The following is a 23,705-nucleotide window of genomic DNA, read 5'->3' as shown; positions in this document are numbered from 1 at the left end:
TCCGCGCGACCTTCGACCCAACCCTCGGAAGGTGAACCGCCATGTCCGACCCTCTGCTGTTCCACCCGCACACCTACGACCCCGCGCACTTCGACCCGGAGACCCGCAGGCTCCTGCGCGCCACCGTCGACTGGTTCGAGGCCCGCGGCAAGCGCCGGCTCATCGAGGACTACCGCTCCCGCGCCTGGCTGGCCGACTTCCTCGCGTTCTCCGCCAAGGAAGGGCTCTTCGCGACCTTCCTGACCCCGGCCCCCGGCGCCGGCGAGGGCGAGCCGGACAAGCGCTGGGACACCGCGCGCATCGCGGCCCTCAACGAGATCTTCGGCTTCTACGGCCTCGACTACTGGTACGCGTGGCAGGTCACCATCCTCGGCCTCGGCCCGGTCTGGCAGAGCGACAACGCCGCCGCCCGCGCCCGCGCCGCGCAACTCCTCTCCGAGGGCGAGGTGTTCGCCTTCGGCCTCTCCGAGAAGACCCACGGCGCCGACATCTACTCCACCGACATGCTGCTGGAGCCCGACGGCGACGGCGGCTTCCGTGCCAGCGGCTCCAAGTACTACATCGGCAACGGCAACGCCGCCGGCCTCGTCCCCGTCTTCGGCCGCCGCACCGACGTCGAAGGCCCCGACGGCTACGTCTTCTTCGCCGCCGACAGCCGCCACCCGGCCTACCAGCTCGTGAAGAACGTCGTCGACTCCTCCAAGTACGTCAGCGAGTTCCGCCTCGACGACTACCCGGTGGCCGCCGACGACGTCCTGCACACCGGCCGTGCCGCCTTCGACGCGGCCCTGAACACCGTCAACGTGGGCAAGTTCAACCTCTGCACCGCCTCCATCGGCATCTGCGAGCACGCGATGTACGAGGCCGTCACGCACGCGCACAACCGGATCCTCTACGGCCGCCCCGTCACCGCCTTCCCGCACGTGCGCCGCGAGCTGGCCGACGCCTACGTCCGCCTCGTCGGGATGAAGCTGTTCAGCGACCGCGCCGTCGACTACTTCCGCTCCGCCGGACCCGACGACCGCCGCTACCTGCTCTTCAACCCGATGACCAAGATGAAGGTCACCACGGAGGGCGAGAAGGTCATCGACCTGATGTGGGACGTCATCGCCGCCAAGGGCTTCGAGAAGGACAACTACTTCGCCCAGGCGGCCATCGAGATCCGCGGGCTGCCGAAGCTCGAGGGCACCGTCCACGTGAACCTCGCGCTGATCCTCAAGTTCATGCGCAACCACCTGCTGGACCCGGCCGAGTACGCGCCCGTACCGACCCGCCTCGACGCCGCCGACGACGACTTCCTGTTCCGGCAGGGCCCGGCCCGCGGTCTGGGCTCCGTACGCTTCCACGACTGGCGTCCCGCGTACGACGCCTACGCGGCCGTGCCCAATGTCGCGCGCTTCCGCGAGCAGGCGGACGCCCTGTGCGAGTTCGCGGCCACCATCGCCCCCGATGAGAAGCAGAGCCGCGACCTCGACTTCCTCCTCTCCGTGGGCCAGCTGTTCGCCCTGGTCGTCCACGGACAGCTCATCCTGGAGCAGGCCCGCCTGACGGACCTGGACGAGTCCGTGCTCGACGAACTGTTCTCCGTCCTCGTACGCGACTTCTCCCAGCACGCCATCGAGCTCCACGGCAAGGACTCCACCACCGCCGAGCAGCAGGCCTGGGCACTCGGCTCCATCCGGCGCCCGGTGATCGACGAGGCCCGCGCGGCCCGCGTCTGGGCGCGCGTCGAGGCGCTCTCCGGCACCTACGAAATGGCGCCGTAGGCGCTCGGCTCCCTCGGCGGCCTGCCGCCACGCCACGGCGTGCGGGCCGCCGAGGGGGCTGACCAGGGGTTTCTTCGGGAGGGACGACCGGGCTGCCGATCGCAGCGGGCGCTGTCACACGCCTGTGACAGTCGGCGGACACGGCGATGAAGTCACACGGCCAATCTCTTTATCAGGGACAAACACCGCATTACGGAAAGCGTCCCCTGCTTCCGAGGTCGTGAGCAGAGATGACCGAGACGAAACGAAACGTCGGAGGAAATCCCATGAGCCTCACCCTCACCGCCCCGACCGCCGAAGCCACCCTCCTCGCCCCCCGCGAACAAGAAGCCCTCCGCCACATCGCCGCCGGACGCACCTACCTCCAGACCGCCCGCCACATGGGCCTCTCCAAGCACACCGTCGACGCCTACCTCCGCCGCATCCGCGCCAAGCTCAACATCAACAGCACCGCCGAAATGACCCGCATGGCCATCGCCCTCGGACTCTGACACCCCGGTGTCAGTGGGGACTGGGACCATCGGTCCATGACTGACCGTGCCGCCTTGATCACCGCCTACTGGGATGCCGCCGCAGCGACCTTCGACGACGAGCCCGACCACGGACTGAGGGCCGAGAGCACGCGCAACGCGTGGATCCAGCTCCTGCACACGCTCCTGCCGACAGAACCGGCCGACGTCCTCGACATCGGCTGCGGCACCGGGTCTATGTCCCTGCTGCTGGCCGGGGCCGGGCACCGGCCGACGGGTGTCGACCTGGCGCCGCGCATGCTGGAGCAGGCACGCGCGAAGTTCCAGGCCGCCGGGCTCGCGGGCCGTTTCGTGGTCGGTGACGCCATGCTGCCGCCGACCGGGAAACAGTGGTTCGACGTCGTGCTGTCCCGCCATCTGGTGTGGACGCTGCCCGATCCGGAAGCGGCCTTGCGCGCGTGGGTCACCCGCCTTCGACCGGGAGGCCGGCTGGTGCTGGTCGAGGGGCGTTGGCGCGAGGCGGGCGGGCAGGACGCCCCGTACGTCGCCGGCGCCGAATCACTCCCGTGGAACGGCGGAATCACCGCCGAAGACCTCGCCGCGGCCGTCCGCCCGCTCACTGCCGCCGTGCGCATCGAACCACTCAGCAGCAAGCCCGACCTGTGGGGCGGTCCGGTGGCCGACGAACGGTACGCCCTGATCGCCGACGTGTGAGCCGCCGAGGAGGCGGGCATCCGGTCGCCCGTGGTCGGCACGGCGACGCCCGGCTAGCCGCCGGGGGTGAAGGTCACCGGGAGGGTTTGGGGGCCGCGGAGGCCGCCGGGGCGCCAGCGGATCTCGTCCGGGGCCACGGCGAGCCCGGGGAGTCGGCGCAGGGCGGTGCCGATGGCGATCTGGCCCTCCAGGCGGGCCAGCGGCGCGCCCAGGCAGTAGTGGATGCCGTGCCCGAAGGCGAGGTGGGGGTTGTCCTGTCGGGTGATGTCCAGGTGGTCGGGGGCGGGGAACCGGGCCGGGTCGCGGTCGGCGATGGCCGAGGCGATCAGTACGGTCGCGCCGCGCGGGATGGACGCGCCCGCGATCTCGACGTCCTCGCGCGCGAAGCGGGCGATGCCCGGGCTGACGGGTCCGTCGTAGCGGAGGAACTCCTCGATCGCGCCCGGCAGCAGCTCGGCGTCGGAGCGCAGCAGGTCGAGCTGGTCGGGGTGGGCGAGCAGCATGGCGATGCCGCCGCCGATCAGGTTGACCGTGGTGATGTAGCCGGCGACCAGCAGCAGGAACACCATGGCGATGAGCTCGTCCTCGCTCAGCTGCTGTTCCGCGTCGCGGGCGGTGATGAGGCCGCTGAGCAGGTCGTCGCCCGGGGCTGCCCGTTTGGCGCGGATCAGTTCGGTGACGTACGCGCGCATGTGCTGCCACGCCTCGTTCACCACGGCGGGGTCCGGCGGCTCCGCGCCCCGCCTGATCATGCGGTCGGTCCAGCCCTGGAAGTCGTGACGGTCGTCCACCGGGACTCCGAGCAGTTCGCTGATCACCGTGACCGGAAGCGGCAGCGCGAAGTCCGCGATGAGGTCGGCGCGGCCGTGCGGGACGACCGCGTCCAGCAACTCGTCGGCGATGGCCTGGATCCGGGGCCGCATCCCGGCCACCCTGCGGGCGGTGAACGCCTTGGAGACCAGGCGGCGCAGGCGCGTGTGGTCGGGCGGGTCGCTGCGGAGCATGTTGCTCAGCATCGACTCGCGTTCCGTTTCGGGCAGCTGCTGCAGGAGGCGGGTGTCCGAGGCGTCGCGCACGTCGCTGCTGAGGCGGGGTTCGGAGAGGGCCGCGAGTCCGTCTTCGTAGCGGGTGACGAGCCAGGCCTCCAGACCTCCGGCGATGACGACGCGCCGGACGGGGCCGTCCTCGCGCAGTTGCCGGTACAGCGGGAAGGGGTCCGCGACGAAGGCCGGGTCGGCATAGGGCAGAAGGACCGGCCGCTCGCTCATCATGCCTCCAGAAGTACGTCGCCTTCTCTGTGGAGCGCGATGATATACGCCTAACTCTCCCCTAATGTCGGTTTCCGGCCACGCCCGGCGCTGCCCGCCGTACGGGAGGACCGCGTCACTTCAGGCCGATCTCCTCGCACGTGGCCTTGAGCTTGTCGGTGCAGATCTCCTCGACGGTGAAGACACCGTCGAGGACCACGGTGCTGCCGATGTTGTTCCTGGTCACGGAGGTGCCGGGGATGAGCACCGACGGCACGCGCTTGGTGGTCGGACTGCTGACCACCTGGTTGATGATCCCGTCGATCTTCTCGCCTTCGGCGAGGGTGACGGCGAGCTCCGCGGCGGCCTCGGCCTCGCGGGCGTACGGCTTGTAGACGCTCATGTACTGCTCGCCGGCCACGATGCGCTGCACGCCGGCGAGTTCGGCGTCCTGGCCGGTGACCGGGGGCAGCGGGTTGACGCCCGCGGCCTTGAGGGCGGCGATGATGCCGCCCGCCATGCCGTCGTTGGCGGAGTACACGGCGGTGATCTTGTCCTTGCCGAGGGCGGAGATCGCGGCCGCCATGTTGCTGTTGGCGTTCTCCGGCTTCCACTCGACGGTGTCGTACTCCTTGCCGACGTTGACCTTGCCCTCGAGGACGGAACGGGCACCGGCTCTGAACTGAGCGGCGTTCGGGTCGGTGACCGCGCCGTTCATCATGACGATCTTCCCGTTCCTGGCCTTGTCACCCAGGGCCTCCAGCAGCGCCTTGCCCTGCACGCGACCGACGTCCTCGTTGTCGAAGGAGGTGTACGCGTCGATCGGGCCCTCGGCCAGGCGGTCGTAGGCGACGACCGCGATACCCGCGGCCTTGGCCTTGGTCACCGCCCCGGCGATCGTCTTGGAGTCCACCGCGTCGATGATCAGGACATCGACCTTGTCGCCGATCATGGTGTCGACCTGGGCGTTCTGCTTCGCCGCGTCCCCCATGGCGTTGGCGTAGACCACCTTGCCCTTGCCGAGGGTCATGAGGGCGACCTTCTTCTCGATCAAGGGCTTGTCGAACTTCTCGTAGCGCGCGGTCTCGTTCTCGGGCAGCAGGAGTCCGACCTTGACCGCGCCCTCGCTCCCGCCGGCCCCGTCGTCCGCACCACCGCAAGCGGCGAGCGTGAGGGTGAGGGCCGAAACGGCCAGTCCAACGGCGGCACGACCCACATACACGTTCACGAAGTGAACCTCCCTGACGGGGCCGTGTCCGTACGGCCGAGGTGGGGGCAGTCAACGTGGCCGCTCCACTGCCGTCAAGAAGTGAAGTGTTAACGACCTGGCAACGTTGTCTTGATCTCGCCGCAAATCACCCATGCCGGTGTTTTATCCCCTACTCGCACACTCACTTCCTGACGTTACGTCAACTTCTGAACGAATGGTCCAGTCCAGGCTGGCCCGACGAAACCCGGCAGCGGCGGCCTCCGGTGTGTCGGTACCGACCGTGAAAGCTGCCGTCCGGCACGGTGGGCGCATGGCCGAGAACGACACCAACCGGACCAGCCGTCGTGCTGTTCTACGAGCCGCCGGTACGGCCGGGGCCGCCGCGCTGGCGGCGGCCTGCGCCGGTCCCGCCGGGACACGGGGTGCGGCAGGGCAGCCGTCGGCGTCGGCGCCTCGGCCGCCGACCGGCAGCGCCACCCCGTCCTGTGTCCTCGCGGTCGAGGCGGGCGCGGGCCCGTACTACCTGGACCTGGACCGGGTGCGTTCGGACATCACCGAAGGCATGGGCGGAGTGCCGTTCCGGCTGGACCTCACGGTGGTCCGGGCGTCGGCGGGCTGTCGGCCGCTCGCCGCCGCCACCGTGGACGTCTGGCACGCCGACCCCTCGGGCGCCTACTCCACCGGCAAGTCCACCTTCCTGCGCGGCACGCAGGTCACCGACGACGCCGGCCGGTGCGCGTTCCGGACGATCGTGCCCGGCTGGTACGCGGGGCTGGCACCCCACATCCACTTCAAGGTGCACCCCGACAGCCGGACCGAGACCACCTCCCAGCTCTTCTTCCCCGAGGACCTCCTGCTGAAGGTGTACGCGCGCCAGCCCTACGCACGCCGCCCCGCACCGGAGCACCCCAACCAGCGGGACAGCCGGTACAGGGCCGCCGGCGCCGCCATGACGCTGGCCGTATCGCCCGACGGCGACGGCTACCGCGCCGCGTACACGGTGGGAATCGCCTGAACCGGGGCGACCGCCGGGGGCGCGCCCCCGCCGCTCAGGCGGGCGGGGCGCCGAACGGGTTGTCGATGACGTAGCGCCACAGACCGTCCGGGCCGCGCCGTGCGACGTCCGTGGCGGTCCCGGCCAGCCGGACGGCCGCGCCGTCCGGTCCCGTGCCCTCGATGCGCCAGTCGACGATGAGCAGCGCGAGGTCACCCGCCGTGTACGTGTGACGCGGGCTGACCTCGATCGGCAGGCCCAGCGCGAGGAACTCGGCCGTGGCCGAGGCGAGCTCGGTGCCCGTCAGCGGGACTCCGGGCCGTGGGACGAAGACGGCGTCCGGCTCGTACACCTGGGCCACGGCCGCCGGTTCGCCGGTGTTGAAGGCCGCGGCGAACACGGCCGGATGTTGCCGGGGGTCGGTGGTCAGGACGACAGTGGGCGCATGATCGCGTTCGAGGTTCATGACCACAGCCAAGCCGACGCCGAAATGGGTCACCAAAGGGAAAGCCACGCCGACGGGTGGGACCCCGAGCTGGTTCCGGACGCCGGCGGGCGTACCCGACGGCCGGAGCCGGACTGCCCGGTGGAGCTGGCGCTCGCAGCCGTGTCCGGGCGCTGGACCACGCTCGTGCTGCGGGAACTGATGGGCGGGCCGCTGTCGTTCGGGGCGCTTTCGGCCCGGCTGCCCGAGATCAGCCCGAAGGTCCTCACCGAGCGGCTACGGACCCTGGAGGGGCGGGGTCTCGCGGTCCGGGAGCGGCTGCCGGGCTTCCCCGTACGCACGCGCTACGGGCTCACCGCGGCCGGTGCGGCCCTGCGGCCCCTGCTGGTCGAGCTGTACCGGACCGGGGTGGAGCTGGCGCGGGCCGGGGCAAATACGGAGACGGAGCGCGCCGGGGCGGGTCGGGGTTCGGGAGGGGCCGCCGCCCAGTAGCCTGAACGCGTTCAACCGGTGTGTTCCAGCCATGACGCTACGAGGGGGACGTTGTGAGAGCCATTGCGTCGAGCGGCAGAACCACTGCCGGCGGAGCCGCTCGCGGAGGTGCGCGCGAAGGTGCGCGCCACTGGGTTCACCCGTGGCAGTTCGGGCTCGCCGTGTGCGCCCTGCTCGCCCCCGTGCCGCCCGCGTTCATGGCCGGCGCCCGCATGGAGGGCCTCGGCTACCCCGTGTTCCTCTCCGTCACGGGCCTGCTGGTGGCGTGGCCGCTGTTCCTCCGCCACCGCCGGGTGGCGTTCGTACGGACCTCGGCCATCGGGGGGCTCGTCCTCATGATGTGGTCGTACGCGGGAGCCCTGGGCGGGCTGGGTGTCTTCTCCCTGTCGGTGCCCCTCATGTGGCTGGCCGCCTTCGCGGACCCGCGCCGCAGGCCGGTGCCCGCGGCCGTCATGGCCGGCGCCGGTGCCCTTCTGATGGTGGCGATGGCAACCGTGCCCGGCTTCTGGTGGCGCGCCTGACCGGGACTCGGCCTGGCCCCGGGCTGGTTCCGCGTAGTGCGCCGCGTCGCTCGGGGTTCCCGGCGGATCCCCCGGCTAAGGTGGAGACCCGAGGTCAGCAGGAGGATCGTGGCATGCCCGCGGCAGACACCGAGGTGGACGTACTGATCGTCGGCGGTGGGCCGGTCGGGCTCACGGCCCGCGCGCTGCTCCGACGCTGGGGCGTGCGGACCATGCTGGTCGAGAAACACTCCGCGCTGTCGCCCTTCCCCCGCTCCCGGCTGGTCAACGCGCGCTCGATGGAGATCTTCCGGCAGCTGGGCATCGCTGCCGAGATCACGGCCAACGCGTTCCCACGGGAATTCGGCCGCATCCGCTTCCGCGACACGCTGTACGACGCCGACTTCGCCACTGCGGCGATGATCGGGGTCAACGCGCCGATCCCCGAAAGCCCCGTGATCGGCGTGGCGACCTCGCAGGACCGGTTGGAACCCACCCTGCTCGGCGCGGCGGACACACCGGTGCGGTTCGGGGTCGAGCTCGTCGATCTGGCCGAAGAACCCGAGGGCGTCGTCGCCCAACTCGTCGACCGCCGAAGCGGTGGAGGGATGCGCGTCCGCGCCCGCTACGTACTCGCCGCCGACGGCGCGAACTCCACCGTCCGGCAACGGCTCGGGATCGACACCACCGGACCGGGAGCGATGGCGGCCGTCACCACCGTCGTGTTCGATGCCGAGCTCACCACCTGGTGCGCCGACCAGCCCGCCGGGGTCTACTTCACCGCCCACGGTTCCTTCCTCCCGCTCTACCCGGAAGGGGGCTGGGCCTGGCTGGCCCCCACGCCGGAGGACCCGGATCGCGCCGACTGGCCCGACCTCGTCTCGCGCGCCCTGGGCTCCGGTTCCGGCCCCGGCGTGCGGCCCGACGTGGTGCGGGTCCAGCACTGGGTGATGAACGCGTTCGTCGCGGAACGCTTCCACCACGGCCGGATCCTGCTGGCGGGCGACGCCGCGCACGCGATGCCCATCACCGGCGGCCTGGGCATGAACACCGGCCTCTCCGACGTGCACAACCTGTGCTGGAAACTGGCGGGCGTGCTCCACGGCTGGGCCGGACCAAGCCTGTTGGAGACGTACGCGACGGAACGACAACCCGTCGCACACCTGACCCTCCGTCAGGCAGTGGCCAGCACCCGCCTCATGTTCCAGGCACAGAGCCTGCGCCAAGAGCAGCTCGACTCCGGCGAAGCCGCCCCGGCGCACGTCGAACTGCCGTGGTCGGAAGGGTACTTCGCCCAACTCGGCCTCGTGCTCGGCGTCACCTACCGCTCCGCGGCCGTCCTCGTCGACGGCAGTCCCCCACCGCCCGAAGCATCCGAGCCCTCCGAGCCGTCCGACGTGGGCACGGACTACGTCCCCACCGCGGAACCGGGCCACCGCATGCCCCACCTCTGGCTCGCGCCCGACCGCTCGACGCTCGACGCCTTCGGCGAGTGGTTCACCCTGCTCACCCCGGACCCCGCCCGCTGGGAGCGGCAGACCGCCGCTCCGTGGCCGCTGCGCGTCGAGACCCTTGCGGCGGAGCACGCAGAGCTCTGCGGCCTGTCCCCGGACGGAGCACTGCTCGTCCGACCCGACGGCCACATCAGTGCCCGCTGGCCCGGCCGTCCGCCGAACGAATCGGCCCTCGTCCGCGCCCTCGCGGCCGTCACCGGCTCGACGGCGCCCCCGTAGACCGTACGAGGAGGCCCCGTCGGTGGTTCACCGACGGGGCCGGGTGCTGCGTCAGAGGGCGCTCTTGGTCGCGCTGTCGACGGAGCACTTCTTGTACTCGCTGCCGTCGCCCTTCCCGGTGTACGGGGTCTTGGCCTCGGTCTGTGCGGACGCACCCGCCTTGACGGTGAGTGCGCTCACCCTGGCCTGGGCCGAGGTCGCGGTCGAGGTGGCGTCCCCGCTGAACTTCATGGTGATGTTGTAGGTGTAGTCCACCGAACCGCTGTTGGTGACGGTGAGCCGGGCGACCAGGTTCTTGCCCGAGTCGTCCAGCTTGCAGCTGTCGATCCTGATGTCGCGTTCGGCCTTGTTCTTGCTGCTGGAACCGCCGGTGACGGACGTGCCGCCGGAAGTGCTGCTGCCGCTGGTGCTGCTGCTGTCGCTGCCGTTGCCACCACTGGTGGTGCTGCCCCCGCTGGAGCTGCTGGAGCTGGAGCCGTGGCTGCTGCCGCCGCAGCTGGCGCCGTGGGAGCCACGGGCTCCGGTGAGTGCGACGATCGCGATGCCGAAGACGGCGATCGCGCGGACATGGCGAAGCTTCACGTTCAACCCCGTTGAAATATCAGTGACCAAAAAGGCCCGCCTTGACGGGCACACGTCACCCTAACAGCGGACACCGGATGCCTCGTCCGAGCCCACACCGGAGGCGGAGCGGCCCGCGGCACTCGGGCGCCTCAACGTGCCGCCGCCAGGCGGTTCACGCATCATGAGTGCTGTGCATGACCCACACAGGGGACCGGTCTCTCTGTCGATCGTGGTCCCCATCTTCAACGAGGAGGAGGCCCTGCCCGTTCTGGTGGCGCGGCTCCGGCCGGTCCTGGACGGGTGCGACGAACCGTACGAGGTCCTCGCCGTCGACGACGGCTCGACCGACAAGACCCCCCATCTGCTGGAAGACCTGCGCAACGCCTGGCCCCAGCTGCGCATCGTGGCCCTGCGGCGCAACAGCGGCCACCAGGCGGCCCTCACGGCCGGACTGCACCGCGCCCGGGGCGCGTACGTGATCAGCATGGACGCGGACCTCCAGGACCCTCCGGAAGTCATTCCCGACATGCTCGCCCTGGCCCGGGCGGACGGTCTGGACGTCGTCTACGGCGTCCGGATGGACCGCTCCACCGACACCGGCTTCAAGCGCCGGACCGCCGCCGCCTACTACTGGCTCATGCGCCGTCTGGCCGGCTCCCACGTCCCTGCCCAGGCCGGCGACTTCCGCCTGCTGACCCGCCCCGTGGTGGAGACCCTCAGAACCCTCCCCGAGCAGCAGCAGATCTACCGCCTGCTCATCCCCTGGCTCGGATTCCCCAGCGGTCAGGTCACCTACCAGCGCGCGGAGCGGGTGGCGGGCACCACCAAATACCCCCTGCACAAAATGGTCCTCTTGGCCCTGGACAGCATCACCAGCTTCTCGGCGGCCCCCCTGCGCCTGGCCACGGCGCTCGGCGCCTTCAGCCTCGTCGTCTGCCTCGGATTCCTCACGTGGACCCTCGTCGTCCACGCCACGGGAAGCACCCTGCCCGGCTGGACCTCCCTGATCATCACGATCCTGTTCTTCGGCGCCGTTCAGCTGTTCTGCGTGGGCATGCTCGGCGAGTACGTGGCCCGCATCTACACGGCCGTCCAGGCCCGGCCCACCTATTACGTCGCCCGCGACACGGACGAGGAACAGCGGTAGGGCCGCTCGCCTACACCAGCACCCCGGAGAAGAACATCGCGCCCAGGAGGGCGTACTGGACCGAGCAGAGCACCAGCAGCGGCACCTGGACGAACAGGGACATGCGCCTGACCAGGATGAGCCCGACGAACATCTGCGCGTGATTTCGGTACCACGACATTTCCGCGCCCGCCAGGAACGGCACCAGGAAGACGGCCACCGTCAAGGTCAGGGCGGCCCATTCCTCGACCTCAAGTGCACGGTTGCGGATGAGGAGGGCGGCGGCCGTCGCCAGCACGAGGAGCACGAAGACGAGGTTCAGCCAGAGCTGGGTCCTGTGCGCGGCGAGGCTGTGCTCCACCAGCCACGGCAGATGTCCCTTGGGCGTGTACCAGTCGCTGAACGGGAAAGCGTACGCGTCCGCCATCGCGGCGAAGGGCTGGTGCAGGCCTCCTTGCCCGTAACTGGATTCCTGGAGGATCTCGTACGCGTCCCAGTGCCCCGTCGCCTGCCACATCAGCCATTTGGACCAGAGCACGCCGCAGCCGGCGAGGACTGCCGACAACCCGGCCTTCGCGAACCGGATCGGCCACGCGTCCCTCCGCCACGCGAAGAACGCGCTCAACAGCAGCATGCCGACGGCGACAGCGCCCACGGGATAGCAGGAGGCCGCCACGAAACCGCCGGCGGCGGCGATCGTCCAGGAACCGCGCTTCACTCCGGCGACGCAGACGAGCAGCGCCAGTGTTCCGGTGGCGAGGGGGAACACGGCATGGAGGTAGATGGCGCCCGGAAATACCGTACCGATGGCCAGGGTGAGGCCCGTGGCCCAGGTGAGCCGGGCGCCGAGCAACCACCACAGGACCGCGAACATGCCGAACAGGGACGCTTCGGTGACGACCACGGCGGACAGCTCATGGGAAAGCCCGGTGGCGGAAACCGCCCGGACCGACATGGGATACCCGGGAAACCAGGCGACGTTTCCGCACATGACGTCGCGGAAGTTCGGGTACCGGTCCCGGCACCAGAACATTTCGTAGCCGGTCTTGGCGATGGACAGGTAGTGGGCGGAATCCCAGCGGATGCGGCCGCCCGTGGACCAATACGCCACCTTGGATCCGTCGCCGGCGACCGATGCCTTCGCGACCGTCCAGGTGACGAGGTTCGCGATCAGCCATGCCACGACAGGCGGCAGCAGGCCATGGCGCCGGTCGCGGCGCACCGGCCGGACGGGTTCCACCACTGCCGGGTCAGGCATCAGGCACCGTGCCGATCATCTCCAGCTCCGCGGTCCGTCCGTCGTCCAGGCCGTACGGTGCCGTGCCGCACGATCAGTTTGGCGAACGCCTCGCGGAGCCGCACCCGGAAGTACCCCTCCGGCCGAGCGCAGTGCTGCTACCGGCCCGCGGGCTCCTCCTCGAACGGGAAGCGGGCGAGCGGGGTCTCGCCGTGGAAGAACGTCTTGGCGCGGACCATCGCGCGTTCGTCGTTCTTCACCTGACCGGGGCGCGAGCCGTTGCCGAACAGCACCCCGCCGAACCGCATCCGCATGTAGGCCGCCGAGTTGTTGAGGCTCGCCACCAGGCCGTCGGCGACCACCTCGTCGCGATCGGCCATGACCGTCACGCCCCACAGGGTCCGGCCCGCCATCCGCTGCTTGAAGTCCGAGCCGGGTGCCGTCAGCCAGCCCGACCAGTAGTCGAGGTAGCGCTTGGTCTGCGCGGAGAGCGAGTACCAGTACAGGGGCGAGGCGATGACGATGTCCGTGGCCTCCAGGGTGGCCTGGAGCAGCAGTTCCTCGTTCTCGTCGACGGTCCGGAACTCGCTTTCGTGCCGCCCGTCCTCGAAATCGGGCAGTGGCAGCTTGGCCAGGTCCACCCAGCGGCGCGGTACTTCAGCGGGCAGTTGTTCGGCCGCTGCCCGCGCGAGCATCTCGGTGTTGCCGTCCGCGCGGGAGCTGCCGAGGACGAAGAGGAACGAGCGGTCTGCGCCACGGGGCGTCTCGGTCTGCATCTCTGCTCCGGTTCTTCGACCCCCGAGTACGGGGGAACGGCTGCGATCATCGCCTCCAACGCCCCCGACCTGCAGGGCTATTCCGACAGGCGTACGAGGCGAAACCGGCTCACGCCGTGTGACCGGTCCCGGTCCGCGCCGACAGTCCTCGGCGCAGGCAAGCGGTGAGCCGGGCCGCGATGGTCCCGTCCGGGTCGAGGCCGGGGTTGAAGATCGTGACGTCGAGGCCGGCGGCCCGTTCGTCGGCCAGTGCCGTGCGCAGCACGCTCTCCAGCTCCGACCAGGTCAGCCCGCCGGGGATGCGGTAGTCGACGGCGGGCATGACCGCGTCGTCGAGGACGTCGACGTCGAGGTGGACCCAGTAGCCGGCGCTCTCGTCGTGGGCGAGGCGGCTGATGGCGGCACGCGCGGCGGTGGCGGCGCCGGCCGCGCGCACGGCGTCGAGGTCGACCGCATGGAGTCGGGGCGGCAGCGGTTGCATGCCGGCCTCGCGGGACTCGGCGGAGTCACGGAATCCGAAGGCGACGACGTCCTCGTCGCGCAGCAGGGGCCCGAGGCCTTCGAGGTCGGTGAGCAGCCGGGGGCCGCGGCCGGTGGCGAGGGCGAGTTCCATCGAGGCCGCCTCGCCGGTCGGCTCCGCCGAGGGCTGGTAGAAGTCGGTGTGGCCGTCGAGGAACAGCAGGCCGTAGCGGCCTCGGCGGCGCAGGGCCAGGAGGTTGCCGAGCAGGATGGTGCAGTCGCCGCCGAGGACCACGGGAAAGCGGCCGTCGTCGAGGACGGCGCCGACGGCGTCGGCCAGCCGGACGGAGTACCGGGCGATGCCGGCGGGGTTGAGGACCTGCGTGTCGGGGTCCCGTCGCGGGTCGTACGCCGGTGGCTCGACGCGGCCGGCGTGCACCGTGCCGGGGTGGTCCGCGAGACCGGCTGCGAGCAGAGCCGCGGGCAGGTCCTGGACGCCGGACGGGCGCAGCCCGAGTACGGACGGTGCCTCGATGATCGCCATTGCGCGCACGGAACCAGGATCCCGTACGGGGGTGCGCCCTGCCGTGCCGGGCCGGATGGGTTTCGGCGTCGGCGTCGCCCTCAGCCGGTGTCGAGGACGAGGTCGGCGCGGTGTCGGCCCGGGGCGACGAGGCGGGCGTTCACCTCGTCCGAGCGGGTCACCCACTCGCGTGCGTATGCCGGCTCCTTGCCGTGACGCACGTGCCGGTCGACCAGGCGCCGGACGCGCAGCTCCTCGTCCGGGGCGAGGTACCAGACCTCGTCCAGCAGCGGTCGTACCGACGCCCACTCCCCCGCGTCGTGCAGCAGGTAGTTCCCCTCGGTGATCACCAGCGGTACGGCCGGGGGCACGGGGATGCTGCCCGCGATCGGCTCCTCCAGGGAGCGGTCGAAGGCGGGTGCGTACACCGTGGCCCCGTCGGACGCGCGCAGGCGGCGCAGCAGCGAGACGTACCCCGCCACGTCGAAGGTGTCCGGAGCGCCCTTGCGGTCGGCCAGACCCACCCGGGCCAGCTCGGCCTGGGCGAGGTGGAACCCGTCCATCGGGACCACCACGGCCGTCTCCGGCCCGAGCGCTTCGGCGAGCCGTGCGGCCAGCGTCGATTTCCCGGCCCCTGGTGGCCCGGCGATGCCGAGGATCCGTCGGCCGCCCCGTACCGCCGGCCCGGCCCCTCCCGCCGCCGGCCCGGCCGACCCGGCCAGCCCGGCCGCCCTCAGTACCAGCTCCCTGGTCGTCTGCACCTGCATCCGCACATCCTGCCCGAGGATCACGCGGCCGTGGGCGCCGCGCCCTTCCACCCCCAGGCGGTGAGCATGCCCGGTGAGAGGCCGGTGCACCGCGGGGAATCCAGGTAGCGCACGGCTTCGTCGAGCTGTCCGTCGTCGACGATGCCGGTGGCGACCATGGCCTCCCGTGCCCGCTCCCAGGTCTCCGCCCAGAATCTGCTGATCGCGCTGCCCGGCAGGAGCGGCGGTACGTGGATCTCGGCCGCCACGGACTCCAGCCCGGCCTCGCGCAGCAGCTCGGGATGGCCGGGCACCCGTGCCACGTCGGTGCCGATGCTGTCGCGCAGCCCCTCCCACATCGCCCGCATCGCGCGGGTGTACGGGGTGACGGGCGCCGAGCCGGTGGTCAGGTCGACCGCATCGCTGATGACCAGTACGCCGCCGGGGGCGAGCAGCCCGCTCAGCTTGGCGACCATGTGCTGCGGGGACGGCAGGTGCATGAGGACGAACCGGGCGTGGACCAGGTGGAACGGGCCCGGGGCGAAGTCGTCGGAGGTGACGTCCCCCTGCAGCACCGTCAGTCCGGGCACCGGGTGCGCCGCGAGGAACCGTACGTCGCGGTCCACGGCGAGGACCGTCTCGACGCCCGCTTCCTCCAGCAGGAGGCGCGCCACCGTGCCGGTTCCGGCGCCCACGTCCAGGCAGTTCCAGCCCGGGCCCGCGCCCAGCAGCTTCAGTCGGGCCAGGGTCGTCGCGTCGTAGGTGAGGGCTCCGAGGTCGATCCGGTCGCCCTCGCCGCCCTCGTCGGGGCGGAAGACCCGCTCGCCGTAGCGCCCCTCGCCCGGGGAGTCGGTGTGGTCCGATGACAGCTCTTGGCCGGTCATGGGCCGATTGTCCCTCGATCGGCCCGGAGCGGCTCGCCCGGGCAGGGACGCCACGCGCGCACGCACCAGGCGGGGTTTGCCTAAAAGCTTTAGGTAATTTAATAATAGACATAGGCGAACGGGAGGATGGCCATGGCGCGCGTAGGACTGACCACGGAACGACTCACCCGGGCGGGGGCGGAGCTCGCCGACGAGGTCGGCTTCGACCAGGTGACCGTCTCGGCGCTCGCCCGGCACTTCGACGTCAAGGTGGCGAGCCTGTACTCGCACGTGAAGAACTCCCAGGACCTCAAGACCCGGATCGCCCTCCTCGCCCTGGAGGAACTCGCCGACCGGGTGGCCGCGGCGCTCGCGGGCCGGGCGGGCAAGGACGCCCTGACCGCGTTCGCGAACGTCTACCGCGACTACGCCAAGGAGCACCCCGGCCGCTACGCCGCGGCCCAGCTGAGGCTCAGCCCGCAGGACGCGGCCGCCAGCGCGGGCGTCAGGCACGCACAGATGACCCGGGCGATCCTGCGCGGCTACGACCTGGCGGAACCCGACCAGACCCACGCGGTCCGGCTCCTGGGCAGCGTCTTCCACGGCTACGTCAGCCTGGAGCTGGGCGGGAGCTTCAGCCACAGCGCCCCCGACGCCCAGGAATCCTGGTCACGGGTCCTCGACGCCCTCGACGCCCTGCTGCGGAACTGGCCCGCGCCCGCCGGCGCACCGGGTCCGACCACCCGGACGACGTAGGCCACGTAGACCGCCCAGTCCTCTCGGACCACTCAGACCACTCAGACCACTCAGACCACTCGGATCAACAGGCTGGAACCGTGAGTACCGCACCCGACTGGATCACCACCCCCATCACCTCCGACCTCCTGCGCGGCGCCCTCGACCTGGAGCAGACCGCGCACGGCGTGCTGCCGCACCGGCTGCCCGCCCGGGCCCGCGCCCAGAGCACCGACGGTCAACTGGCCATGGCCGAGGCCCAGCCCTCCGGCGTACGCGTGGTCCTGAGCACCCGCGCCACCGTCATCGAACTGGACGCGCTGCGCACCAAGCGTGCCTACGTGGGCGCCCCGCCCCGCCCCGACGGCGTCTACGACCTCCTCGTCGACGGACAGGCGGCCGGGCAGGCCTGCGTGACCGGCGGCAACCTGCTGACGGTGGACATGGCCACCGGCTCCGCGGAGACCCGGAGCGGCCCGGTCGGCACCGTCCGGTTCGCCGGTCTTCCCGACCGCGTCAAGGACGTGGAGATCTGGCTGCCGTACAACGAGACGACCGAGCTGGTGGCCCTGCGCACCGATGCCCCCGTCGAACCCGTGCCGGACCGGGGCCGTGCGCGGTGGGTCCACCACGGCAGCTCGATCAGCCACGGCTCCGACGCCGCGAGCCCCAGCGCGACCTGGCCGGCCGTGGCCGGGTTCCTCGGCGGTGTGGAACTGACCAACCTGGGTCTGGGCGGCAGCGCGCTGCTCGACCCGTTCACCGCCCGGGCGTTGCGCGATGCCCCCGCCGACCTGATCAGCATCAAGATGGGCATCAACCTCGTCAACACCGACGTGATGCGGCTGCGCGCCTTCGGCCCGGCGGTGCACGGCTTCCTCGACACCGTCCGCGAAGGCCACCCCACCGTTCCGCTCCTGGTCGTCTCGCCCATCCTCTGCCCCATCCACGAGGACACGCCCGGCCCCAGCGCCCCGGACTTCGAGGAGCTGAAGGCAGGCCGGCTCAGCTTCCGGGCCACGGGCGACCCCGCGGAACGGGCGGCCGGAAAGCTGACCCTGGGCGTCATCCGGGACGAACTCGCCCGGATCGTGCGGCAGCGCGCGGCCGAGGACCCCCACCTGCACTACCTGGACGGCCGTGCCCTCTACGGCGAGGCGGACTTCGCCGAGCTGCCGCTGCCCGACCAGCTCCACCCGGACGCCGCGGCGCACCGTCGCATGGGCGAGCGCTTCGCCGCACTGGCCTTCGAGTCCGGTGGGCCCTTCGCCACCGGCGGGTGAGCGGGCCGGGCCGCGGCGAGGGCGCGGGCGGCAACGGCGACGGCGACGGCGACGGCGACGGCGACGGCGACGGCGACGGCGCAGTCGGACCACATCTGGCGTGGCGTCCCCGTCCGCCGAGGCGAATGCCGGTATACCCCAGGGGAAGTCCCACCAGGTCCCTCTCCCCCGGCCCGCGGGAGGCCCCGTGTTCCACCGCCTCGGCCTCGCCGCGCTCGGCCTGGCCCTCGCCCTCGCCGCCGGCCCGTCCACGGCGGCTCCGCAGCCGGCTCCCACTCCGGGCTCGGCGTCCGCGCCGGGGGCCGGGCCGGGGGCGGGACGGCAGGTCCCGGCGGCCTCCGCGGTCACCGCCGTCGCGTCCGCCCCCGGCAGCACAACGGCCCTGGCCGGGTACGCCGTCCGGTCGACGGCGGAGGTCACCGACTCGGCGGCCACCGTCTCCAGCCCCGGATACCCGGCGACGGGTTGGTATCCGGCCGGCCCACGCTCAACCGTCCTCGCTGCGCTGCTCGCCGCAGGCGTGTACCCCGACCCCTTCTACTCCACGCAGCAGCAACGGATTCCGGCCGCGGACTTCGACGTGCCCTGGTGGTACCGGTCCGATTTCACCGTCACCGACACGACGGCCCGCACCCATCTGGACTTCAGCGGGGTCATCTCCGCCGCCGACGTGTACGTCAACGGCCACCGGATCGCCTCCGCGGCGGACGTCGCCGGCGCGTACACCCGGCACGAGTTCGACGTGACCGACCTGATCAAGGAGGGCACCAATACGGTCGCCTTCCGGATCCAGCCCAACGATCCGCGCAAGCGGCTCACCATGAGCTGGCTCGACTGGCTCCAGCCGCCACCCGACGAGAACATGGGCATCGTCCGCGACGTCACGGTACGCCGCGGCGGGCCGGTCGCCCTGCGCGACGCACACGTGGTGACGGCCCTGGCCATGCCGTCGATGGCTACCGCCGACCTGACCGTGAAGGCTCAGGTGCGCAACGACTCGGCCGCATCCGTCACCACCACGGTGTCCGGCACGGCGGGCCCGGCCGCCGTCAGCCGGACCGTCACTCTGGCCCCGCACGAGACGCGGACCCTGGTCTTCTCCCCCGCCGACCACCCCGCGCTCCGCCTCGGCGCGCCCCGCGTGTGGTGGCCCGCCGCGATGGGCGAGCAGCCCCTGTACGACCTCGACCTGACGGCGACCGTGAACGGCGCGCCCTCGGACACCGCGCGCCAGTCCTTCGGCATCCGCGACGTGCAGGCCCCCTTGAACGCGGACGGGGACCGGCAGTACCGGGTAAACGGCCGCCCGCTGCTGATCAAGGGGGCCGGCTGGTCCCCCGACGAGTTCCTGCGCTGGGACCGCACCTACGTCGAGGACCGGCTGAAGTACGCCCTCGATCTGGGCCTGAACACCCTTCGCCTGGAAGGGCACATCGAGCCCGACGAGTTCTTCGACCTCGCCGACCGGTACGGGATCCTGACGCTGCCCGGCTGGGAGTGCTGCAGCAAGTGGGAGGGCGAGGTCAACGGCACCGAGGCCGGGGAGGAATGGGACGATCCCGACTACCCCGTCGCCCGGGCCTCCATGGCTGCCGAGGCTGCCCGGCTCCGCCATCACCCCAGCGTGATCTCCTTCCTGATCGGCAGTGACTTCGCGCCGAACGAGGAGATCGAGCGGGGTTACGTCGACGCGCTGCGGGCCGCCGACTGGACGGCCCCCGTGGTCCCGGCGGCCTCCAACGCCTCCGCTCCGATCACCGGGCGCTCCGGCATGAAGATGACGGGACCGTACGACTGGGTGCCGCCCGGCTACTGGTACGGGAAGCGGGAGGGCGGCGCCACCGGCTTCAACTCCGAGACCAGCGCCGGCCCGGACGTACCGACGCTCGACACGCTGCGCCGCATGATGTCGCCGGCCGAGCTGGAGACCCTCTGGAAGAGCCCGTCCACCGCCCAGTACCACCGCTCCCCCTCGCGTACCTTCGCCACCCTGGGGCTGTACGACGCCGCGCTGGCCGGCCGCTACGGCGCCCCGACCGGCCTCACCGACTACGTGCGCAAGGCGCAGCTCGCCCAGTACGAGAACGTGCGCGCACAGTTCGAGGCCTACGGGCGCAACGCCAAGGACGCCTCCGAACCGTCGACCGGGGTCATCTACTGGATGTTCAACAGCGGCTGGACCTCCCTGCACTGGCAGTTGGTGGACCGCTTCCTCGACCAGGGCGGCGCCTATTTCGGTGCGAAGAAGGCGAACGAGCCGCTGCACGTCCAGTACGGGTACGACAACCGCTCGGTGTCGGTCGTCAACAACCGGACGTCCACGGCCTCCGACCTGACGGCGCGGGTGACGCTCTTCAACCCGGACGGCGCGCAGCGGTACGACCGGACGGTGACCGGCCTGAGCGTCGCGGGCGACGGCGCGAGCCGCACCGCGCTCACGGTCCCGGATCCGGCGTCGGTCCCGGGCCTGGCCACGACGTACCTGGCGCGGCTGCTGCTGACCGACGGCGCCGGACGCGAGGTGAGCCGGAACGTCTACTGGCTCTCCACCCGGGTGGACGTCCTCGACTACGACAACACCGACTGGTACTACACGCCGACCACTTCCTACGCCGACCTGCGGGGGCTGAACTCGATGCCGCAGGCGGCGGTCACCGCGGCCGCCTCGACGACGGAGGACGGTACGGGGACGTCCACGACGACGGTGACCGTACGCCGCACGGGCGCGGGCACCACCCCGGCCCTGCTCACCGACGTCCACCTCGTGGGCGCGGACGGCAATCCGGTGCTGCCGGTACGGTGGAGCGACAACCAGGTCAGCCTCTGGCCGGGCGAGTCCGCGACACTCACCGCGACCTACCGAACCGCGGACCTGCGCGGCTCCGCGCCGCGGCTGCGCGTCTCCGGCTGGAACACACCGACGACTGAAATCGGCGCCGGCGACCTCTGACCCGTCTGGATGGACCGTGTCCTTGCCGAGCCTGTTGGGGGTCTTCGCCCACCCCGACGACGAATCCCTGCTCGCGGGCGGCGTCCTCGCCCGGCACGCCACCTCGGACGCGCGTTCCGGCCCGACATCGTGGTCACCCACGACGAATACGGCCAGCTGACCGGGCACCCCGACCACGTCCACACCCACCGGGTCGCCCTGCTGGCCGTGCACGCCGCCGGCCTCGAACACCTCTACCCCGAGGCCGGGGAACCCTGGCAGCCCGGGGCCCTCTGTCTGGCCACCCATCCGCACTCGGGCGTCGGTGAGCTGGGCGGGTTGCTGGCCGGTGTCGGTAAGACGGTGCGCAGCGTTCCGGACGAGCGGGTGACCGCGACGGTCGACGTACGTCCGTGGCTGGACCGGAAGTGGGCCGCGATCGCCGCGCACCGGAGCGAGGTGGAACGCCACCGGTCGCTGCCCGGCATCCTCTCCCGTCTCCCCGCCGATGCGCGCGGGCGCATCCTCGCGACGGAGTGGTTCACCCGTCTGACCGTCCGTCCGGCGCCGGCCGACTCGGGGGACCCGGGTGGGTTGACCGGCTGAGCCGACGCCGTCGGGTCGCGGCCCTCACTCGTGCGGGTGGATCGGGGCGTCCAGTGGGCGCAGCACGGCCAGCCGTACGCGCGGGGCCGTGCCGCTGCCAACAGGCTGTGGCCTGTCACAGGGGGCAGCGGCCCGCGGCGCGGCGGCGAGCGGGCAGGAGGGACTCAGATCGATATGTCCGCATTCCCTTCCGGTGTGAGAAGAACGCTGGGTCGCGCCGGGGTCGCGGCCGCCACCGGCCTGGCCCTCGTCCTGACCCTGCCGGGGGCCGCCCTGGCCGCGCCCGGCGACCTCGATCCCACCTTCGACGGTGACGGGCGGGTCGTCACCGACTTCGCCGGTTACGACGAGAGCCGTGACATGGTCGTGCAGGCCGACGGCAAGATCGTCACCGTCGGCCTCAACACTCCTCCGCAAGGCGGCGCGGCCGACTTCGCGGTGGCCCGCTACATGACGGACGGCAGCCTCGACACCTCCTTCAGCGGCGACGGTCTGGTCCTGAGCGACCTGCGCGGTGACGGTGACGACGTGGCCAACGGAGTGGCGGTGCAGCCGGACGGCAAGATCGTCGTGGTGGGCAGCAGCGCGGCGCCCGACAGCGCCGGGCTGTTCACCGTGGTCCGCTACCGGATCGACGGCAGCCTCGACACCGGCTTCGACGGCGACGGCATCGTCCTCACCGACTTCGGCACCGGGGGCCCGCAGGAGGCCTTCGCGGTGACGGTGCAGGCGGACGGCGGCATTCTCGCCGTCGGCATGAGCGGCGCCGAGGTCGCGCTCGCCCGCTACCACGCGGACGGCAGCCTCGACACCTCCTTCGACGGCGACGGCAAGGCGACCACCGCCTTCGCGGGGGGCGCCGCGACCGCCTTCGACGTGACGACGCAAGCCGACGGCAGGATCGTCATCGCCGGCCGCGCCGGGTACAACTACCCCGCGAACGCCTCCGACTTCGCACTGGCCCGTTACCACTTCGACGGCAGCCTCGACACCTCCTTCGACGGCGACGGCAGGGTGACCACCGCCTTTGCCGAGGCCGACGTGGCCGGCGGGGTGCAGGTGCAGTCCGACGGGAAGATCGTCGCGGCGGGATCCAGCGCGTTCGACTTCGCGCTGGCCCGCTACCTCCCCGACGGCACGCTCGACGGCGGTTTCGACGGCGACGGCAAGGTCACGACCGATTTCGGGACCGGCACCCTGGACGGAAGCTCCGACCTCGCGCTGCAACCCGACGGGAAGATCGTCGCCGCGGGCATCAGCCGGAGCGATTTCGCGGTGGCCCGCTACAACGTCAACGGCACTCTGGACAGCGGCTTCGGGACCGGCGGCAAGGTGACCACCGACGTCTACTTCGGCTTCTTCGACACCGCCAGCGCGGTGGCCCTGCAGTCGGACGGCAAGATCGTCGCCGCCGGCAACACCGGCGACGACCGCGGCCTGGTCCGCTACCAGGTCGCCGCCACCCCGCCGCCCCCGCCCGGAGTGAACCTGTCCGTCACCAAGACCGGACCCGCCGTCGTCAGCCTCGGCGACCAGGCCACCTACACCGTGACGGTGACCAATACGAGCACCACGACGACGGCCACCGCGGTCACGCTGGCCGACACGCTCACCGGACCGGGCTCCCTGCTGTCCGCCACGCCCGGCCAGGGCACCTGCACCACGACCGCCACCGGCGCCAACTGCGCTCTGGGCTCCCTCGCCCCGGGGGCCAGGGCCACGGTGCAGGTGGTCGCCGAACCCCGGGCCACGGGCACCCTGTCCGACACGGCCACGGCCGGCGCCGCGCAGACCGACCCGGTGCCCGCCGACAACACCGCGAGGGCGGCCAGTACGGTCAACAACGCGCGCGGCTGCACGATCGTCGGCACCAGCGGCCCCGACAACCTGGTCGGCGGCTTCGGCAACGACGTGATCTGCGCCCTCAGCGGCAACGACGTCATCAGGGCCGGTTACGGCAACGACACCGTGCTCGGCGGCCCCGGAAACGACAACGCCGACGGCAGCTTCGGAAACGACACGCTGACCGGCGGTCCCGGGAACGACACACTGACCGGCTCCTACGGCGACGACCGGCTCAACACGGTCGACTCCGTCTCCGGGAACGACACCGCCAACGGCGGCCTCGGCACCGACACCTGCACGACCGACCCGGGCGACAGCCGCCTGAGCTGCCCCTAGGCCCCCTCTTTCGGATCTTGCCTGCCCCCCTTCGGATCTCGTCCGGTTCTCGTCCGGCCCGGGCGGGCTCCGAAGGGGCTCGTCCTTTAGGGTGACCCAGCGGGTG

Annotated in this window: 21 protein-coding genes and 1 pseudogene; 13 read left to right on the top strand and 9 right to left on the bottom strand. The window is 71.5% G+C overall.

Going from position 1 to position 23,705, the window contains the following annotated elements:
* Positions 1–41: 41 nt before the first annotated feature.
* From AB0D29_RS11935 to AB0D29_RS11925, 3 genes are all read left to right on the top strand, one after another.
* A complete protein-coding gene (locus AB0D29_RS11935; protein ID WP_362853563.1) occupies positions 42–1,766 on the top strand; it encodes an acyl-CoA dehydrogenase family protein in 1,725 nt (574 codons plus the stop codon).
* A gap of 266 nt (positions 1,767–2,032) precedes the next feature.
* Complete coding sequence (locus AB0D29_RS11930) at positions 2,033–2,257, top strand: helix-turn-helix transcriptional regulator (RefSeq protein ID WP_362853562.1); 225 nt, start codon at positions 2,033–2,035, stop codon at positions 2,255–2,257.
* Between the two features lie 36 nt (positions 2,258–2,293).
* Entirely contained in the window at positions 2,294–2,950 is a 657-nt protein-coding gene (locus tag AB0D29_RS11925; RefSeq protein WP_362853560.1) for a class I SAM-dependent methyltransferase, read from the top strand.
* 53 nt (positions 2,951–3,003) lie between these two features.
* Here AB0D29_RS11925 and AB0D29_RS11920 read toward each other — a convergent pair whose 3' ends face one another.
* The gene (locus AB0D29_RS11920; protein ID WP_362853559.1) at positions 3,004–4,218 is read right to left on the bottom strand and encodes a cytochrome P450; all 1,215 of its coding nucleotides are present in this window, start codon (positions 4,216–4,218) and stop codon (positions 3,004–3,006) included.
* Between the two features lie 115 nt (positions 4,219–4,333).
* Positions 4,334–5,425: a substrate-binding domain-containing protein gene (locus tag AB0D29_RS11915; RefSeq protein WP_362853558.1), complete on the bottom strand. Its 1,092-nt coding sequence runs from the start codon at positions 5,423–5,425 to the stop codon at positions 4,334–4,336.
* Between the two features lie 292 nt (positions 5,426–5,717).
* Here AB0D29_RS11915 and AB0D29_RS11910 point away from each other — a divergent pair, with 292 nt between their 5' ends.
* Positions 5,718–6,422 (top strand): intradiol ring-cleavage dioxygenase, encoded by a 705-nt coding sequence (locus AB0D29_RS11910; RefSeq protein ID WP_362853557.1) that lies wholly within the window; start codon positions 5,718–5,720, stop codon positions 6,420–6,422.
* A gap of 34 nt (positions 6,423–6,456) precedes the next feature.
* Here the strand turns inward: AB0D29_RS11910 and AB0D29_RS11905 are convergent, their stop codons facing one another.
* Entirely contained in the window at positions 6,457–6,867 is a 411-nt protein-coding gene (locus tag AB0D29_RS11905; protein WP_362853555.1) for a DUF4440 domain-containing protein, read from the bottom strand.
* Here AB0D29_RS11905 and AB0D29_RS11900 point away from each other — a divergent pair.
* The 3 genes from AB0D29_RS11900 (at position 6,847) to AB0D29_RS11890 (ending at position 9,571) form a co-directional block, all read left to right on the top strand.
* Complete coding sequence (locus AB0D29_RS11900; protein WP_362853553.1) at positions 6,847–7,338, top strand: helix-turn-helix domain-containing protein; 492 nt, start codon at positions 6,847–6,849, stop codon at positions 7,336–7,338. The genes AB0D29_RS11905 and AB0D29_RS11900 overlap by 21 nt on opposite strands.
* A gap of 182 nt (positions 7,339–7,520) precedes the next feature.
* Positions 7,521–7,859, top strand: a complete 339-nt coding sequence (locus AB0D29_RS11895) for a hypothetical protein (protein ID WP_362853552.1) — start codon at positions 7,521–7,523, stop codon at positions 7,857–7,859.
* 113 nt (positions 7,860–7,972) lie between these two features.
* Positions 7,973–9,571, top strand: coding sequence for an FAD-dependent monooxygenase (locus tag AB0D29_RS11890; protein WP_362853551.1), 1,599 nt, complete (start codon positions 7,973–7,975; stop codon positions 9,569–9,571).
* A gap of 51 nt (positions 9,572–9,622) precedes the next feature.
* Here the strand turns inward: AB0D29_RS11890 and AB0D29_RS11885 are convergent, their stop codons facing one another.
* Positions 9,623–10,153: a hypothetical protein gene (locus AB0D29_RS11885; protein WP_362853549.1), complete on the bottom strand. Its 531-nt coding sequence runs from the start codon at positions 10,151–10,153 to the stop codon at positions 9,623–9,625.
* Positions 10,154–10,316: 163 nt separating this feature from the next.
* Here AB0D29_RS11885 and AB0D29_RS11880 point away from each other — a divergent pair, with 163 nt between their 5' ends.
* Positions 10,317–11,282 carry a glycosyltransferase family 2 protein gene (locus AB0D29_RS11880; protein WP_362853547.1) on the top strand — a complete coding sequence of 322 codons (966 nt, stop codon included), beginning with the start codon at positions 10,317–10,319 and terminating at the stop codon, positions 11,280–11,282.
* Positions 11,283–11,292: 10 nt separating this feature from the next.
* Here AB0D29_RS11880 and AB0D29_RS11875 read toward each other — a convergent pair whose 3' ends face one another.
* The 5 genes from AB0D29_RS11875 to AB0D29_RS11855 all read right to left on the bottom strand — a co-directional run bounded on the left by AB0D29_RS11875 (position 11,293) and on the right by AB0D29_RS11855 (position 15,886).
* The gene (locus tag AB0D29_RS11875) at positions 11,293–12,519 is read right to left on the bottom strand and encodes a hypothetical protein (RefSeq protein ID WP_362853545.1); all 1,227 of its coding nucleotides are present in this window, start codon (positions 12,517–12,519) and stop codon (positions 11,293–11,295) included.
* 137 nt (positions 12,520–12,656) lie between these two features.
* A complete protein-coding gene (locus AB0D29_RS11870; RefSeq protein WP_362853544.1) occupies positions 12,657–13,274 on the bottom strand; it encodes an NAD(P)H-dependent oxidoreductase in 618 nt (205 codons plus the stop codon).
* Between the two features lie 109 nt (positions 13,275–13,383).
* A complete protein-coding gene (locus tag AB0D29_RS11865) occupies positions 13,384–14,277 on the bottom strand; it encodes an arginase family protein (protein ID WP_362853622.1) in 894 nt (297 codons plus the stop codon).
* Between the two features lie 80 nt (positions 14,278–14,357).
* Positions 14,358–15,023, bottom strand: a complete 666-nt coding sequence (locus AB0D29_RS11860) for a nucleoside/nucleotide kinase family protein (protein WP_362853542.1) — start codon at positions 15,021–15,023, stop codon at positions 14,358–14,360.
* Between the two features lie 20 nt (positions 15,024–15,043).
* A complete protein-coding gene (locus AB0D29_RS11855) occupies positions 15,044–15,886 on the bottom strand; it encodes a methyltransferase domain-containing protein (protein WP_362853540.1) in 843 nt (280 codons plus the stop codon).
* A 132-nt stretch (positions 15,887–16,018) separates the two neighbouring features.
* Between AB0D29_RS11855 and AB0D29_RS11850 the strand changes: the two genes are divergently transcribed.
* From AB0D29_RS11850 to AB0D29_RS11830, 5 genes and pseudogenes are all read left to right on the top strand, one after another.
* Entirely contained in the window at positions 16,019–16,621 is a 603-nt protein-coding gene (locus tag AB0D29_RS11850; RefSeq protein ID WP_362853539.1) for a WHG domain-containing protein, read from the top strand.
* Positions 16,622–16,701: 80 nt separating this feature from the next.
* Entirely contained in the window at positions 16,702–17,883 is a 1,182-nt protein-coding gene (locus AB0D29_RS11845; RefSeq protein ID WP_362853537.1) for a GDSL-type esterase/lipase family protein, read from the top strand.
* A gap of 187 nt (positions 17,884–18,070) precedes the next feature.
* The gene (locus AB0D29_RS11840) at positions 18,071–20,833 is read left to right on the top strand and encodes a sugar-binding domain-containing protein (protein ID WP_362853535.1); all 2,763 of its coding nucleotides are present in this window, start codon (positions 18,071–18,073) and stop codon (positions 20,831–20,833) included.
* Positions 20,834–20,849: 16 nt separating this feature from the next.
* Positions 20,850–21,418, top strand: a pseudogene (locus tag AB0D29_RS11835) (hypothetical protein).
* Positions 21,419–21,613: 195 nt separating this feature from the next.
* Complete coding sequence (locus tag AB0D29_RS11830) at positions 21,614–23,599, top strand: calcium-binding protein (RefSeq protein WP_362853534.1); 1,986 nt, start codon at positions 21,614–21,616, stop codon at positions 23,597–23,599.
* Positions 23,600–23,705 lie beyond the last annotated feature (106 nt).

Source organism: Streptomyces sp. NPDC048424 (assembly GCF_040651555.1).
GTDB lineage: Bacteria > Actinomycetota > Actinomycetes > Streptomycetales > Streptomycetaceae > Streptomyces.
The sequence above is the reverse complement of the archived record's forward strand: the minus strand, read 5'-3'. Positions and strand labels throughout refer to the sequence as shown.